The sequence below is a fragment of the Synoicihabitans lomoniglobus genome (assembly GCF_029023725.1).
In the GTDB taxonomy this organism is placed as follows: domain Bacteria; phylum Verrucomicrobiota; class Verrucomicrobiia; order Opitutales; family Opitutaceae; genus Actomonas; species Actomonas lomonigloba.
In genome coordinates this window covers 1,892,300-1,907,823 of record NZ_CP119075.1, presented here as the reverse complement: position 1 = coordinate 1,907,823, position 15,524 = coordinate 1,892,300, and the positions used below count along the sequence as shown (strand labels likewise).

Below are 15,524 nucleotides of genomic sequence, written 5' to 3'. Positions count from 1 at the left end.
CCGATTTTACGACTTGTTCGCCGCGACCGCGGTCGCCAGCTCCTTGCACCCCTTCAGGTCCAACTTGCCGGTTCCGAGCACGGGAATGGCATCGATTTGCGAGACCGTGCGGGGCACCCACAGCGCCGGCAAGCCGGCCGCCATCAGCCGATCGCGCAATTCGTCGGAAGCCAGTTCCATCGTCGTCAGCAAGACCAGCGCTTCGCCTTTGTTGGCGTCGGGCACCCCCACCACTGCGATCACATAGCCCTCACTCTGGTCGAGATCGAACACGTCGATGATACGTTGCTCGATGGTGCCGTGCGGCACCATTTCGCCGCCGATCTTGGAGAAGCGGGACAAGCGACCTTCGATGTAGAGAAAACCGTCCTCATCGAAGCGTCCCAAGTCGCCGGTAACAAACCAATCACCATGGAAGGCTTCGGCGGTTTTCTCCGGATTCTTGAGATAACCCGCAAAAACATTGCCGCCGCGAAACACGACCAGGCCCTGTTCCGTGAACGGCAGCTCTGTCATCGTATCGGGATGAAGAATACGTGCGGTCATGCCCGGCATCATCCGCCCCACCGCGCCCAGGCGTTTGCCCACCTGCGGTTCGGCTCCGGGGGTCGCCGGCAAAAGCGGGTGAGGTTGGTTGATGTTGGCAGCTGGGGTGGTCTCGGTTAGACCATAGCCCTGCATGATCTCGATGTGGAATTTCTCTTTTACCGTCGTAAAGAGATCGAGCGGCATCTTCTCCGCCCCCGACACCACCAGGTCCAGGGAACGCAAATCGGCGGGTTCCGCCCGTTTGACCAATGGCCGCAGGAAGGTGGGGGCTCCGATCAAAACCGTGGCCGACTCCTCTCGAATCGCCTCGATAATTCGGCGGGTGTCGAGCGGGCTCGGCACCGTGACCACGTGGCAACCACGCATCATCGGATACCACAGGGTGACGGTAAACCCGAAGGAGTGAAACACCGGCAAACACGCCAGCATCGTGGCGGTATCGGGCAGGATGCAGAGCGACGAAATTTGCCAGCAATTGGCCAGGATATTGCGGTGCGATAGCACGACGCCTTTGGGCTCGCCGGAACTGCCACTGGTGAACAACAGGCCAGCCTCGTCCGTGTCGCCGCGCTTGGGCAAACCGAGCAGGTTGGCGAACCACTGGTTGGGCAGGAACCACGCTCCCAGCAGCCACGGTAGAATCGCTTTCTTACCGCCCAAGGTCTGGATCTCGGTGCTCAGATCGAGGGTGCGATCCGGCCAGGGAAACTCCTTCACTTTCTCACGCACGGCGTGGGCGGAAATAATGGTCGAGACCTCGCCCAATCGCAGACTGGCCTCAATGGAGGCGCGACCGGCCGTGAAGTTCAAATTCACCGGAACTTTACCGGCGCAGAGCACCGCCAGATTGGCAATGCTCGCCCCTGCCCCTGGCGGTAGCACGATGCCTACGCGTTTTTCGGGAATTGTTCGACGAATGTGACGGGAAAGCGCGGCAGCCGCCGCGAGCAATTGTCCTGCTTTCACCTCGCGTCGGGCTGCGGTGCGATCGATCAGTTCGACCCGCCAAGGTCGGCGCGCCAATCCTCGCACCACTTCTCGTCCGAGGTGTCGTTTGAGCTGCGGGCGTTCGTCAAATGCGAGCTTCCCCAGGTCGAGTAGTTCGCGGCGGAGTCGTTCGGGCGGCATTTCCGCGGCGGGCACGGGGTCACCCCAGGCCACGTAAACGTGCGTGCGCATCAGTCGCGGCGATTTGAACAAGTAACGGTTGCCCGAAAACGAGAAAACCGATCCCCACAAACCATCATGCGCGACGGGCACCACCGGCACGCCCGCCTGCCGCGCCATAAGTTCATAGCCCCGCCGGATTTTCATCAATTGACCGGTGCGGGAAATCGCCCCTTCCACAAAAACCAATACATAGTCACCCGCCTGCAGGTGACGCACGACCGCCCGGGTTGCGCCCAAAGGGTTGCGGTTGGAAATGGCGATGGCGCCACTGAGTTTGAACGCGAGACGGAAAAACCAATTGCTATCACGCATGCCTTGGTAGCCGACGAAGCGCAGCGGCCGCGGACAGGCCAACTGCAGGGCGATCACATCCACATACGAGAGGTGATTGGCCGCGATCAGCGCACCTCCCGTCGGCAAACCCTCCGTGCTGCTACTGCGCACACGGTAAAGACAGCCCGCGATCAACGCGACAATGGCTTCCAAGATCCATGGCAGGGTGGATCGCTTAAAACGAGGGGTTTCAGACATGAGGGGTTTCATCGTTATGCGACCGATCGCCCGCCAAGGTTTCAACCCTTTTGATCAATCGACCAAAATGAGCCCACGCCCTCGTTTTTCCGTCAGGGCCGTTGCAGCGCGCGGGTGAGCAGACGCTCGATTTCGGCGGTGCCGATTTTGGCCAGGGTGCCATCGAGTTTCACACTCTGCACCAGGGGTAGGTAACCCAGGGCGTCTGGTTCCGCGCGCAGCAGACGCAAAGTCGTCAGATCAGTCGCCATCTTCTCTCGCGCCGAAAGCTGCAGGCTGACCGCCAGCGGTTGGAGCCAAACGGGGGTCTCGGGCTGATAGTTGATTCTGCCACTGCCGAGCAGTCTGAATCCGGGTGAGATAACCGACAGATCGCTCAGCGTCACATCGCCGGCGGCAGCGCGAGTGACTTCCAAATTCAGCTGATCAAAGGCCAGCACGGACAGTTGCTCTGCCACGGCGGTCACGGCCTGCACTTTCGTCGCGTAGTCAGCGGCCCGTGAATTCCCCGTGGCCATGGCGAGCAAACCGCCGATCGCCGCGACCGTTTTACCGGTTTGAATATATTGCTCCACTTGCACCCCCAACGCCCGCAATACCCCACCCGCGCTGGTCACCTGGGCACTCACGGCCGCATGATCGGCCAATTGGTCCAGCGTCGCCACCACACTGGTGATATCGGCCGTCGCGTTGAGTTTGCCTTCAAAAACCGGCGCCGTATCCGGCTGGAAAATACGCAGAAGGGGAGCCATTTCGACGCCCTGCGCCTTGATCCGTGCCCCCGCGGCATAGGCATCGGCCCCGTCGGGCGAAAACGCAATCTGACCATCGAGGCCGAAGCTGCCCCCCGAAGTCACGTCGGCACTCAGTCCGGTCATTTCGACGCGATCCGGCGTCACCGTCAAATCGCCCCGGACGTCCTCCAGGGTCATGCCATTCGGCAGGATGAGTTGACCAATCGCCGTCTTGAAAATCCCGGTGACACCGCTCCAGACGGGTTGGCCGGAGGTGCCGTCGGGAACCGGGGAAGTGACCGGCGGCGACGTTGGGGAGTCATCCTGATTTTCACTAATGGCGAAAGGGGCGCCCAGTATTTGCAGATCCGCTACATACGCCCGGGGACCACTCAAGCTCCCGTCGGCCCGCCAACCGTCGTTCTCCGGCTGAGCGCGCATGTTGAGGGTCAGATCCGAGACACGTTCGCCTTGCGTGATTCGAATGGGCAAATGGGCCTCGATCGCACCATCCCCCAGCAGATCGACGCGGCCATCCAACTGCACGTCCGGCAAGGGTTCACCGTCGACCATCACCAGCCCAGTGATCCCAAGAGTGGCGGCCAAGGAGACGCGGTCCTCAAGGCCCAGACCAAACTCTCCACGAAGGCGACCGGCCTGTAACAAAGCTTGTCCTTCGAGGATCGGCAGACGGTGTAGCGCAGCCAAATCCGCCTCGAAACTCCCCACCAACTTCATGACGTCGCTGTCGCGAGTGAGGTGGCCGCCGCGGGCACTGAGCGCTGCATACATGCCCGTGGCGTCACCGATTTCCACGCGGTCCAGCTCGATTTGCCATCCCTCGTTGGTGACTTCCGCTCCGACTCCGATGGCCACGTCTACTTCGTCCAAATACGTGCGCCCTTCCCCCGCGACCATCAGCCCATCGATGCGCAACGGCTCGGATGTTACGACGCGCACACCATGCGGCGTCACCAAGCCCGTCAGGTGGCCTCGAATCGGATGGGCATCGAGCACCCACGGCTCCAGCCACGGTTGAGTCCAACTGGCGGGCAGGCCCAAGAATTCCAGATCAAAAACAGGATTCTCCGGGGATGCCACCCGGACCTCAAAGGTCTCCATGCCAAGCTCCACGCCTTGCAAAAGCCGCAAATGTGCCACCGGCGCCGCGCCATCAACAGTGACATCCAGCACCGTCACCCTTAAATCCCCTCCCTTGCGTTGACCCGCGAACTTCGCGTCCCCCTTGAGCTCTCCGATCGAGGCCAACGGTGGCATCAATGAATCCAATTCGCTCACGGCGTAAGCGAGTTCGCCCTCGATCTCGGCGTCGGACAAGGTCCAGTCCGCCGACCAGGTGCCGCCGCCTCCGACGTCGAATTGCGGCAATGGCGTGCCCAGCATGAGACTCTGCAACGATGTCGTATTGAGCTGCACCCGCCAGTTTCCGGCCAGCAAATCAGCCTCCAGATCAGCCGCCAGGCTCACATCGACCAAACGCTGCACTTGATCGCTCAACACAAAATTCAAAGCGGGACCACCGACGTCATCATCCACCACCAATGACAGTTCAAATTGATCCACCTGATCCACATTGGCGCGTCGTCCCGTAAGAGTGGACTTGATACTGGCGTGACCAATCGAGTGGGCCGATTGCATGACCAGTTCGATTTGCGCATGCACGTCGAGCGAACGAATCACGCTGGCGCCCGCGGCATCGCCCGCCGCGCTGACGTCCACCGCGAATTGTCCCGGCCGCCCCACCCCCAGATTGCCGCCGGAAATCGCAACCTGCGCCTGACCATCCGCGCCAGGCCCCGCATTGCGCCACGAAGCGCTCCCTCGAAGATCGACGTGGCCGATGCTCAACGCGACCGGCAAAGTCATCCACTCACGAATCTGAGCCAGCCCGACCTCGGATTGCCCGGTCGGCGCGGCCTGGGCAAATAGCATCGGTATCAAGCTCGCCGTCGCCACTCGCGGGGACACGGGCGCAGTTTCCGCCATCTCGGACATGGGTTCGTAGTGCACCGTCCAGTCGGTCGCGACCAATCGCTCCAATTGCACGGTTTTACCGAGCAGCTTCCACACCGGCAGATCCGCTTTCACCACCGGTGCGCGAAAGCGGACCGCGCCTTGTTGGACATCCAGGGCTTCGATGGTGATCGAGCTGGGCCGCACCGCGATGGCGTCGAACTCGACCACCAGATCCGGTTGCCCCGCCAGCGCTCGGGTCACGATCCATTTCTGGATCGGAGGCAGGAACGCCAACACGACAAACAAGGCCACGACGCCAATCGTGGCCCCTATCCCGATTAAAATACCGCGACGCCGTTTCATGCTGGAGCAAGGGTTCGGACCGCGATGATCGAGTATTGTTCTGCTAAAGTCCTATTGGGAAATCAGCGCGTCCGTCATGCCAATCGAACGCCGAACCGAAGCGGCTGCAACATTGTAGCTGTAATTCGCCTGAAGTTGATTGTTGCGCGCCTGCGTAAGGGCGACCTGGGCGGAAAGGAGTTCCAATTGCGTGGCCGTGCCGGCGCCGTATCGGGCGTTGGCCAGGCGCAGGGCTTCATCGGCCTGCTCCACGACTTTGCCGGCGGCGTCGGCCAACTCGGTTGCTTCAATCAAGGCCGACAGGGCTCGACGCACCTCTACTTCCACCCCGAGCGTGGCATCCTCGAGCGCCAGGCGCGCCTGTTCTTTTTGCGACATGGCCTGCGCCACGCGTCCCTTGGTCGCGCGCCCGTCCCAGATCGCCCAGTTCGACTGAATCCCAACCGTCCAGCCGTCGAGTGATTCTTGAAAACGATCCGAGGCGAAGGACTTTTGCACCCGGTATCCGGCCGTCGCGTGGACCGTCGGCAGACGATCCGATTTCGCGATGACAATGCCGGCTTCGCGAGCGTCGACGAGTTTGGAAAGCCGCACCAGTTCGGGACGGTTGGCACGCGCCGCATCGATCGCGGCGGCAAAATCGAATGAAACGGGCACGATATCGAGCGAGCCGATGAATTCCGGTGCGACGTCGACGTGGTCCGGATTGCGATTATCAAAACCGAGGGAGTAACGGAGTTCATCGATCGACGTGCGCAAGGTATTGCGGGCACGGATCAGCGGCGTCTTGGCGTTGGCCAGCTCGACCTCCGCGCGCAGCACATCGAAGTTGGACACCGCGCCGGCCTCAAAACGGTTGCGAGCCGTGGTGAGCTGCTCTTCCAGCAGCTTCACATTCTCCTCCTGCACGTCGATCTGTTCGCGGGCGAGCAGCACGTTGTAGAAATTGGTCCGCACCTGCAGCAGCTGGTCGTTGATCACGGCCTGGAGATCGAGCAAGGCCGTTTCACGCACGATGCTTTGGGCATCGAGAGCCGCCCTCACACCACCGCCGGAGTAAAGCAGTTGCCGGGCTTGCAGCGCGATTTGCCAGTTTTGCTCGCTGGAATTCGGTCCCGCCAGACTCGACGCATCCCGGCTGTAACTGCCGCCGAGCGATACATTGGGCAGCACCTGCGACTTCACCTCCACAATAAGGCCCTCTTGCTCGCGAATGCGTTCCCGTGCCTGGCGAATGGTGAAGTTGTTTTCGACCGCGAACTCAATTGCCGTGCGCAAATCGAGTTCGTTCGGAACCTGCGCCTGAACGATCGCCGGAAGGAGTAATCCCGCGATGGCGGCGCGGGACAGAAGAGATGATACAGAACGAAACGGATTCATTGCGGAAAACAGAGAGGAATGATCAGGACTGCACCGGCTCGATCGCGCCGTCCGGAGCGTCATCAACGATGGCGGTTTTGTGTTCGCTGGCGATTAACATGTAGAACGCCGGAACCACGAAGAGGGTGAAGAACGTGCCGACAGCCATGCCCACCACCAGCACCCAACCGATGCTGTTACGCGCGGCGGCACCGGGGCCATCCACAAAGATCAACATCATGTGACCGAACACAGTCGCCGCCGATGTCATGAGCACCGGACGCAGTCGAGTGGCGGCGGCGCGCCGAATCGCCTCCTTTTTCGGGACCCCCTGCTCCTGCAGGGAGTTGGCGAACTCGACGATCAGAATACCGTTCTTGGCGATCAACCCGACCAATGTAATGAGACCGATCTGGGAGTAGATGTTGAGCGAGGTCTTCCACAGGAAGATGGGCAGCATGGCCCCCACCAACGCCAATGGCACGGAGCCGAGAAGAATGATAAGCGGATCCCGGAAGCTGTTAAACTGCGCCGACAGCACGAGGAAGATCAGCACCAACGCCAGCAGTCCGGCTTGCCAAAGCGCGTTGCCTTCCAGACGGAGTTGGCGGGACTGACCGCCGTAGTCGACGGTGTAACCGGGCGGCAGAATTTCCTGCGCCTTTTGCTCCAGTTTGGTGAGAGCGGAATCGATGCTCGGACCGACCCCGGTGATTTTCACCGAGTTAAGTTGCTGGAAGCGATTGAGCCCGCGGGGTTCGACGGTGTCCGTCAACGTGGCGATGGTGGAAAGCGGGATGAGCTGACCTTGCGGGCCCCGGATGTGATAGTTGAGCAACTGCTCCGGATTGAGCCGCTCGCCGCGCTCGACCTGGGGAATGACCCGATAACTCCGGCCATCGTTGACGAAGCGATTGACGTAACCGCCTCCCAGCATGGAACCCAAATCACGGGAAACATCGGTCAGATTCAAGCCCATGGAAGCCACCATGTCCTTGTCGATATCGATCGTGGTTTGCGGCAAATCGAATTTCAGGTCGCTGTCCGCGAAGTAAAACGTCGGCGCACCTCCGCCGGCATTGGCTTCCGTGTTGGCGTAGAGCACGAGCTGATTCGCAAAATCCAGCATCTCGCGGTGGTCATCGGTCGAACGAATGACGAATTCGATCGGGAACTGTCCGCCGGCCGGCAGCGCGTCCGGTGTGTTAAGAATGGCGTTCGCACCGGCGATCTTGGCGGTCTCCGACTGCAGCGCGGCCTCGATCTCAAGCACACTGCGTTCCCGTTCGGACCACGGCTTCAAGATCATGCCACCAAAGCCAAAGTTGGGCGTCGTGATCTGGAACGACGTTTCATACTCCGGCTGAGCTTCGTAGATTTTCTGCACCTCGGCCGTGTTCATGACCGCCTGCTCCAACGTGGCAGTCGGGGCGCCTTGCAGGATCGTCATCAGCACCCCCTGGTCTTCCTTCGGCGCGAGTTCCTTTTGCGCGAACATGAAGAAAGGGCCCAGCAGGAGGGAAAAGAGCACCGCCAACGTGAGGATAACGGGCACGGCCTCCAAGCAGCCACCGACGACACGTTCGTAGCGATTGCGCACCCGATCGAAGACCCGGTTGATGATGCCCGTCAGACCCTTTTCTTCGGCGTCACCACCCTTAAGCATGTAGGCGCTCATCATCGGTGAGAGCGTGAGAGCCACGAAGCCGGAAACGGCCACGGCCCCCGCAAGGGTGAAGGCAAACTCGCGGAACAACGCGCCGGTGAGACCGCCTTGGAAACCGATCGGAGCGTAGACCGAAGCCAGCGTGATGGTCATCGAAATGACCGGCCCGACCAATTCACGCGCCCCTTGAATGGCCGCGTTGATGGGAGTCAGACCTTCTCGAATATGGCGCTCCACGTTTTCGACCACCACGATCGCATCGTCGACGACGATACCGACGGCCAAAACCACCGCCAGCAAGGTGAGCAAGTTGATGGTGAACCCCATCAGGAACATGACAAACATGGCGCCGATCAGCGACAGTGGCATGGCCACCACCGGAATAAACACCGAGCGCAGCGACCCCATGAAAAGAAAGATGACGAGCATCACGATGAGCAGCGTCTCCAGAAGCGTCGTCAGGATTTCGCGCAACGCATCATTGATGTATTCGGTGGCATCATACGCCATCTTGCCGTTGAGGCCCGCCGGCAGACTCGCTTCGACATCGGGGAAGGCATCGCGCACCCGCTGGATCACTTCCACCGTGCTCTCCGTCGGCAGCACCCAGATGCCCATGAAGGTGGCGGTCTGGCCACCGAAACGAACCTGGGCGTCATAGCTTTCCGCGCCGAGTTCGACCTCCGCGACGTCCGCCAGCCGGACGATGGCACCATTGTTCTGCGCCACCACCATACTGCGGAACTCGTCGACGTTTTTAAGATCTGTATTGGCCACCAAACTGACGCGCAGCATGTTGCCCTTGGTCGCGCCCACCGCGGAAAGCGCGTTGTTGGAAACCAAAGCCTGGCGAACTTCCGAGGGGCTGAGTCCGCGGGCGGCCAGTTCATCGGGCTTGAGCCAAACGCGCATGGCATAGACGCGACCACCGAGGATGTCCGCTTTTTGCACGCCCTTGATGGCGGCCAGACGGGGCTGAACCATGCGGTTCAGGTAGTCCGTGATTTGATTCTGGCTCAGGGTATCCGAATAAAAACTCAGATACATCGACGCGAATTGATTGTCCGTCGTCTCGACACTGATGGTCGGAGACTCGGCTTCCGGCGGAAGCTCGTTGCGCACCTGATCGATCTTGGCGCTGATTTGGGCCAGCGCGGCATTGGTATCGTAGTTGAGTCGCAGATACACCCGGATCGTGCTCATCCCGGCAAAACTCTCGGACTCGATGTAGTCGATGCCATCGGCGCTCGAGATTGCGCGCTCGAGCTGGGTGGTGATGTAACCGCGGACGGTGTCGGCGCTGGCCCCGAAGTAAATGGTCGAGACATTGACCACCGCACTGTCGCTGCGGGGATATTGGCGGGTGTTGAGCTGGTTGTAGGATACCAGACCGACCACAAGGATCGCGATATTCACCACCAGCGCGATCACCGGCTTGCGCACGAAAAGATCAGTGAAGCTGCGTTTTGGCATGGATCAGAAAAGTCGGGAGGAAGCGAAGCGTGGAAAACGTATCGGGAGCGCGCGATCAGGTGTTGTCCGGCATCGGGTTCACCGAGGCGGAAGGCTGGACCTTGTTGTTGATCTGCACGGGCAGACCATTGCGCAGTTTGAAGACGCCGGCGGAAGCAACCACTTCCCCGCCCTCGAGGCCTTCGAGCACCGCCACCAGGTCTCCGCGCTTGCGACCCAATGTAACGGGTTGTTGGCGCACCCCGAGATACTCCTGACCTTCGGCATCCTTCATCGTCTCCACGACATAGACGGAATTGCCATAGCTCGCGTAAGCCACGGCGGTGGACGGCACCACCACCAGACGATCGACCTGCGGCAGCACCACTTCCAACTGAGCGAACATACCGGCGCGGAGCCGTTCATCCGGATTGGGCAGAGTCGCCTGCACCGCTACATTGCGGGTGGCGGTATCCACCACCGGGTTGATGGCCGTGATGTGCGCCGTGAATTCTTCCTCGGGAAACGCATCGATCTTGACGGTGACCGCCTGATTCAAGCCGAGTTTGGGCATTTCGCGCTGGGGCACATAGAAGTTGACGAAGACTTCATCGAGTTTTTGCAGCGGCATGAGCGCCGTTCCCCGGCTGACAAATTGGCCGACATTGACCGTGCGAATACCAACGCGACCACTGAAGGGGGCGCGCACCGCTTTCTTGTCCAACGTCGCCTTGAGGGCGGCAACATCCGCCTTGGCCTGGGCGTATTGGGCGACGGCACCGTCGATCTCGGACTGACTGATCGTGTTCTTCGCCCCGAGCTCCTGCGCACGACTGCGCTGTAGGCGGGCAAGTTCGGCGCGGGCATCGGCCGCTTCGAGTTGCGCCGTTTCAATGGTCGTGTCCAAAGTCACCAGCAAATCGCCCTTCTCCACGGCGGCCCCGTTGCCGACCAAAATTTCCGTCACGGCACCTTCGAGTTCGGCACTGATGGTCACGCCCTGAATCGGGGCCAATGAGCCGATTGATTGTATCACAGGATTCCACTCCTGGACGGTTGCTTCCGCCGTGCTGACTGCCGTGATGGGTTGGCCAAAATTGGCTCCCATCATTTCCTTGATTTGCGCGGCTTTAACCGCGCCGAGGGCGGCGACGACCAAAATGAAGCCGATAAATGCGATGATGAACTTTTTGATCATGGTAACAGGAATTTAAAATTAAACGGACGAAGTCTCTGCAGCCTCCACTTGGCTAGCAGTTGCGATGCCTCGGCGCACCTTCATCAACAACCGCATCAGCTCCTCTTGTTCGGATCTTTGAAGCGGCGCCATGATGGCGGTGACCTGGCGAAAATACCCCGGCAATAACTCGCGAGTGAACGCTTCTCCCTGAGTGGTCAGATGCACCAACATCGCCCGCCGATCGTGGGGATCTGCTTCACGGCGCACAAAGCCATCACGCTCCAAGGTATCAATCAGACCCGTCATCGTCGCCCTGGTGACTCCTGCCATCTCAGCCAAAGCCGCCGGGCTCCGCGGGGGCGCGCATTCGCCTTCGGCGGGACCGGCGGCGGATAAAAGCATCAGGACCGTGAAACGACCGTTCGACGTATTGTGACGCTGCAAAAAATCACTCTTGATCGCAAACAGCTCGTCCGCGGTGCGCAACATGTTCATAAACAAGCCACTGGCGGCAGGATCCAAATCCGGGAAGTGCTTGGCGCATTCCAGCAGGCACTCGTAGTGCGGAAGATCTTTGAGCATGAGAAGTGGCATGTCAGGCGACTGATTTGCCTGATAGTTAGCTTCCTAACTATTTTCAGCAAGTGCTTTCCTGAAATAATCTAAAAATGATTCCGGCGGGAACCCTTCGGTCTCGACGAGTCCGGTTACGCTTCGGCCGCTGACCGCAGCATCCAGGCGCTTTTCTCATGCGCCGCCAGCAATCCGGTGAGAAAATCCGCCGTGCCGACGTCTTCGTGATCATCTTCTATCACGGCAATGTCCGCCCGCAGGTTTCGAATGAACGTCTCCTGATCTTTGAGCAGAATTTTGATCATCTTATCGGCGGTGAGATCGGTAGAATCTTCTTCTTCCATCCGAGTCAGCTGCAAAAGCTGTTTCAAACTGCCCGGAGCCGCCAGCCCCAGCGCCCGAATACGTTCGGCGATGTCATCCCGAGTTTGTTCGCTGCCGGTGTAGAGTTCCTCGAAAAAGAGATGTAAATCATGAAAACGAGGTCCTTTCACGTTCCAGTGAAAGTTGCGGGTCTTCGTGTAGAGCACGGTTTCATCGGCCAGAACCGTGGCGAGGATAGCGGCCACCGCCGAACGAGATTTGGCGGAAATACCAATGTTGGTTTTCATCCCATAAGATGAGTCAAACCGTCTCGCTTCGCAACCGAGTCTAAAAAGAAAGAGGGGAGCCCGCCGTGGCAGACTCCCCTCACCCGATCAGAACCAACTAAACCGGGGAATTGATACTGGCTAACGGTCAGCCCAGCGATTGCGCGGCTTCAACCACGGCTTCGGCGGTAATACCGAGTTCCTTCATCGCCGTGCCACCGGGAGCGCTCAGGCCAAAGCGATCGATGCCGATCACCTTACCATCGAGACCCACGAATTGCGCCCAGAGTCCGGTCACTCCCGCCTCGATGGCGACGCGCTTGCGACACGAGGACGGCAGCACGCTTTCCTGGTATTCCGCAGACTGCCGGAGGAAGCGTTCGAAACACGGCACGGACACGACGCGCACCGAGGCACCGAGGGTGCCGGCGGCCTTGATCGCATGATCCAGCTCCGAACCGGACGCCATCAGGATGTGCGTCAAGGGTTCGGTTTCCTGCACAGCGATGTAAGCGCCTTGCTCCACACCGGTGCGTCGGGTGTCGAGGGCGATATCGTTTTGAATCGGCATGGCCTGACGGGTCAGGGCGAGCAACGTGGGACCATCCTTGCGAGCGAAGGCTGCCGCAAAAGCGCCCGCGACTTCCTCGGGATCACCGGGGCGAATCACATCGAGATTGGGGATCACGCGCAAACCGGAGACCGTTTCCACCGGCTGGTGGGTCGGACCGTCTTCGCCCACGCCGACGGAGTCGTGCGTATAAATGTAAACCACGGGCAGTCCGGCGAGAGCCGCGATGCGCATGGCGGGACGCGAATAGTCGGCAAACACGAGGAAGGTGGCGCACGACGTGTGGAAGATCCCATCATAGGCGATGCCATTGTTGATGGCGGCCATGGCATGCTCGCGGATGCCGTAGCGAATGTTGCGACCCGCGGGATTGGTCGGGTCGAAATCGGTCGCGTCCTTGATGTAGTTGAGCGTCGAACCGTAGAGATCGGCGCTGCCCGAAATCACGAGTGGCTGGGCTGCGGCGATGGGCTGCAGCACATCGCGACCGGCCGCGCGGCTGGCGAGCTTGGTGTCGGCGGGGAAAGCCGGGATGCTGGCCAGCAAATCCGACGCGGTGATCTCGGCATCGCGGCTCTCGAGGAGCGCTGCTTGTTCAGGATTGGCGGCGGCCCACGCTTTGTAGGTCTTCTTCCACTTGTTGTATTGGCGGGCACCCCGTTTCTTGTGGGCGGCAAAATATTCGCGCACGTCATCGCTGACGTAGAACAATTCGTCGGCGGGAAGACCGAGACCCGCGCGAGCGGCTTCGGCAAACTTCGCGCCACCTTCACCGTGACCTTTGGCGGTGCCGGCGACCTCGGGGATGCCCCGACCAATTTCGGTCTTTGCGATGATGATCTGCGGTTTGCCGGACTTGGCCTTCTTGGCGCGATTGACCGCTTTGAGAATCGCGGCGAGATCGTGGCCGTCGGTCAATGTGATGACGTCCCAACCAATGGACTTGAAACGCGCGGCGGTATTCTCGCTCTGCGTCTTGTCCGCCATGGCGTCGAGCGTGACGTCATTGGAATCGTAGATCAGGATGAGGTTATCGAGCTTGTTGTGCCCGGCAAAAGAGATCGCCTCCAGGGCAACTCCCTCCTGCATGCAGCCGTCGCCGGCGAGACAGACCACATGGTGGTCAAAAATGGTATGCTCCTCGGTATTGAAACGCGCCGCCGCCATCTTGCCGGACATGGCAAAGCCGACCGAATTGGCGATACCTTGGCCGAGTGGACCCGTCGTCGCCTCAACGCCGGGGGTCTCACGAAACTCGGGATGTCCCGGGGTTTTGGAGTGCAGTTGACGGAATGCCTTGAGGTCGTCGAGCGAGACGTCGAAGCCGCTCAGGTGCAGCCAGCTGTAAAGGAACATCGAGCCATGACCGGCCGAGAGCACAAACCGATCGCGATTAAGCCAACGTGGCTCGGCGGGGTTGTGCACCAGGGCGTTTCCGTAGAGGACGGCCCCAATTTCGGCGGTGCCCAGGGGCAAACCCAAGTGACCGGAGGAGCACTGGTGGACGGCATCGATGGCCAGGCCACGTGCCTGATTAGCAGCTAGAGCGAGAATCTCGGAGTTCAACTTCATGTATCAGCAGAGAGCAGGATTTAGGTCCGGCGAAATACCGGGCCCGCTAGACGACGAGGCTGCGGGGTGTGGTGCAACGCAGAAGTCGGGCCAACGATGTTAAAAACAAAAGGCGAGCCCAACTGGGCTCGCCTTAAATGTAAAAAGCGCGACGGGATGGCGCGCCTAGCCTGTTATTGTCAGGCTTTTGCAGAATCGTAGCGCTTGGCCTTGATCGCCATAGCGGCCTTACCCTTGCGATCACGCAGGTAGTAAAGACGGGCACGCATCGGCACCGAGGCGCGATCGAGCTCGATCTTCTCAATGTTCGGGGAGTGCAGCGGGAAAACGCGCTCCACGCCTTCGCCGTAGCTGATGCGACGGACCGTGAACGCTTCGGCAATGCCGCCGCCCTTGCGAGCGATGACGATACCCGCGAAAATCTGGATACGCTCTTTGTCGCCCTCGCGCACTTTGGTGTGAACACGGACGCCGTCTCCGACCCGGAAGTCGGTGACGTCCGACTTCAGATGCGAAGCGGTAACCTCTTTAATGATGGGATTCATGACGGTAGTGTTTAAATAAATCTGGACGAACTTGGCGGGTCTTTTCGATCCGTTGCGCCAAGCGCCACTTCTCGATTTCTCCGTGATTTCCAGAGAGGAGAACCTCTGGAACGGACTTGCCTCTAAACTCCGCGGGACGCGTGTATTGAGGAAAGTCGAGCAACTTGCCGGTGAAGGATTCGTGCGTCAATGACTTTTCCTCGCCCAATACTCCGGGGATGAAACGAGCGACCGCATCGATGAGCACCGCCGCCGGAAGTGTCCCGTTGGTAAGGACATAATCGCCAATACTAATCTCGCGATCGATCACTTCTTCGCGAATCCGTTGGTCGATTCCTTCATAGTGACCACTCAATAACACGAGGTGTTGCTCCGTGGATAATTCACGTGCGATCGATTCGCTGAATGGCTCACCATCCGGCGTAAGATAAATACGGCGGCATCCCGGGGTCTGTATCGCTTCGATCGCCGCAATCGCCGGCTCGGGTTTGAGAACCATGCCAGCACCGCCGCCGAAGGGACGATCATCGGCGGTGCGGTGCTTGTCGGTGCACCACTGGCGGAGGTCGTTGACGCCAACTTCGATCAACCCCGCCTGCACAGCTCGTCCCAAAATGCTCTCGGCCAGGAAGCCGTCGAGCATGCGCGGGAAAAGCGTCAGAACATCGATGCGCAGAGCCATGGCGTGAAGG

The 15,524-nt window shown here is 60.0% G+C and carries 10 protein-coding genes; all 10 read right to left on the bottom strand.

What is annotated here, in order from left to right:
- Window positions 1-6: 6 nt before the first annotated feature.
- A complete protein-coding gene (locus PXH66_RS07440) occupies window positions 7-2,250 on the bottom strand; it encodes an AMP-binding protein (RefSeq protein ID WP_330928846.1) in 2,244 nt (747 codons plus the stop codon).
- 92 nt (window positions 2,251-2,342) lie between these two features.
- A complete protein-coding gene (locus tag PXH66_RS07435) occupies window positions 2,343-5,324 on the bottom strand; it encodes an AsmA family protein (RefSeq protein WP_330928845.1) in 2,982 nt (993 codons plus the stop codon).
- A gap of 51 nt (window positions 5,325-5,375) precedes the next feature.
- Window positions 5,376-6,704 carry a TolC family protein gene (locus PXH66_RS07430; protein ID WP_330928844.1) on the bottom strand — a complete coding sequence of 443 codons (1,329 nt, stop codon included), beginning with the start codon at window positions 6,702-6,704 and terminating at the stop codon, window positions 5,376-5,378.
- A gap of 22 nt (window positions 6,705-6,726) precedes the next feature.
- On the bottom strand, window positions 6,727-9,822 hold the full coding sequence (locus tag PXH66_RS07425; protein WP_330928843.1) for an efflux RND transporter permease subunit: 3,096 nt from the start codon (window positions 9,820-9,822) through the stop codon (window positions 6,727-6,729).
- 55 nt (window positions 9,823-9,877) lie between these two features.
- Window positions 9,878-10,999, bottom strand: a complete 1,122-nt coding sequence (locus PXH66_RS07420; protein ID WP_330928842.1) for an efflux RND transporter periplasmic adaptor subunit — start codon at window positions 10,997-10,999, stop codon at window positions 9,878-9,880.
- 18 nt (window positions 11,000-11,017) lie between these two features.
- Window positions 11,018-11,563: a MarR family winged helix-turn-helix transcriptional regulator gene (locus tag PXH66_RS07415; RefSeq protein ID WP_330928841.1), complete on the bottom strand. Its 546-nt coding sequence runs from the start codon at window positions 11,561-11,563 to the stop codon at window positions 11,018-11,020.
- Between the two features lie 125 nt (window positions 11,564-11,688).
- Window positions 11,689-12,165 (bottom strand): Dps family protein, encoded by a 477-nt coding sequence (locus PXH66_RS07410; RefSeq protein ID WP_330928840.1) that lies wholly within the window; start codon window positions 12,163-12,165, stop codon window positions 11,689-11,691.
- A 127-nt stretch (window positions 12,166-12,292) separates the two neighbouring features.
- Entirely contained in the window at window positions 12,293-14,287 is a 1,995-nt protein-coding gene (tkt, locus tag PXH66_RS07405) for a transketolase (RefSeq protein ID WP_330928839.1), read from the bottom strand.
- A gap of 179 nt (window positions 14,288-14,466) precedes the next feature.
- A complete protein-coding gene (gene rplS, locus PXH66_RS07400; protein ID WP_330928838.1) occupies window positions 14,467-14,832 on the bottom strand; it encodes a 50S ribosomal protein L19 in 366 nt (121 codons plus the stop codon).
- On the bottom strand, window positions 14,816-15,508 hold the full coding sequence (trmD, locus tag PXH66_RS07395) for a tRNA (guanosine(37)-N1)-methyltransferase TrmD (RefSeq protein ID WP_345781727.1): 693 nt from the start codon (window positions 15,506-15,508) through the stop codon (window positions 14,816-14,818). Before trmD ends, rplS begins: the two co-directional genes overlap by 17 nt.
- Window positions 15,509-15,524: the final 16 nt, after the last annotated feature.

What these genes read in the sequence shown, in the direction of transcription:
- PXH66_RS07440 (WP_330928846.1), bottom strand. Translation starts at nt 2,250, where the DNA reads ATGTCTGAAACCCCTCGTTTTAAGCGATCCACCCTGCCATGGATCTTG.
- PXH66_RS07435 (WP_330928845.1), bottom strand. Translation starts at nt 5,324, where the DNA reads ATGAAACGGCGTCGCGGTATTTTAATCGGGATAGGGGCCACGATTGGC.
- PXH66_RS07430 (WP_330928844.1), bottom strand. Translation starts at nt 6,704, where the DNA reads ATGAATCCGTTTCGTTCTGTATCATCTCTTCTGTCCCGCGCCGCCATC.
- PXH66_RS07425 (WP_330928843.1), bottom strand. Translation starts at nt 9,822, where the DNA reads ATGCCAAAACGCAGCTTCACTGATCTTTTCGTGCGCAAGCCGGTGATC.
- PXH66_RS07420 (WP_330928842.1), bottom strand. Translation starts at nt 10,999, where the DNA reads ATGATCAAAAAGTTCATCATCGCATTTATCGGCTTCATTTTGGTCGTC.
- PXH66_RS07415 (WP_330928841.1), bottom strand. Translation starts at nt 11,563, where the DNA reads ATGCTCAAAGATCTTCCGCACTACGAGTGCCTGCTGGAATGCGCCAAG.
- PXH66_RS07410 (WP_330928840.1), bottom strand. Translation starts at nt 12,165, where the DNA reads ATGAAAACCAACATTGGTATTTCCGCCAAATCTCGTTCGGCGGTGGCC.
- tkt (WP_330928839.1), bottom strand. Translation starts at nt 14,287, where the DNA reads ATGAAGTTGAACTCCGAGATTCTCGCTCTAGCTGCTAATCAGGCACGT.
- rplS (WP_330928838.1), bottom strand. Translation starts at nt 14,832, where the DNA reads ATGAATCCCATCATTAAAGAGGTTACCGCTTCGCATCTGAAGTCGGAC.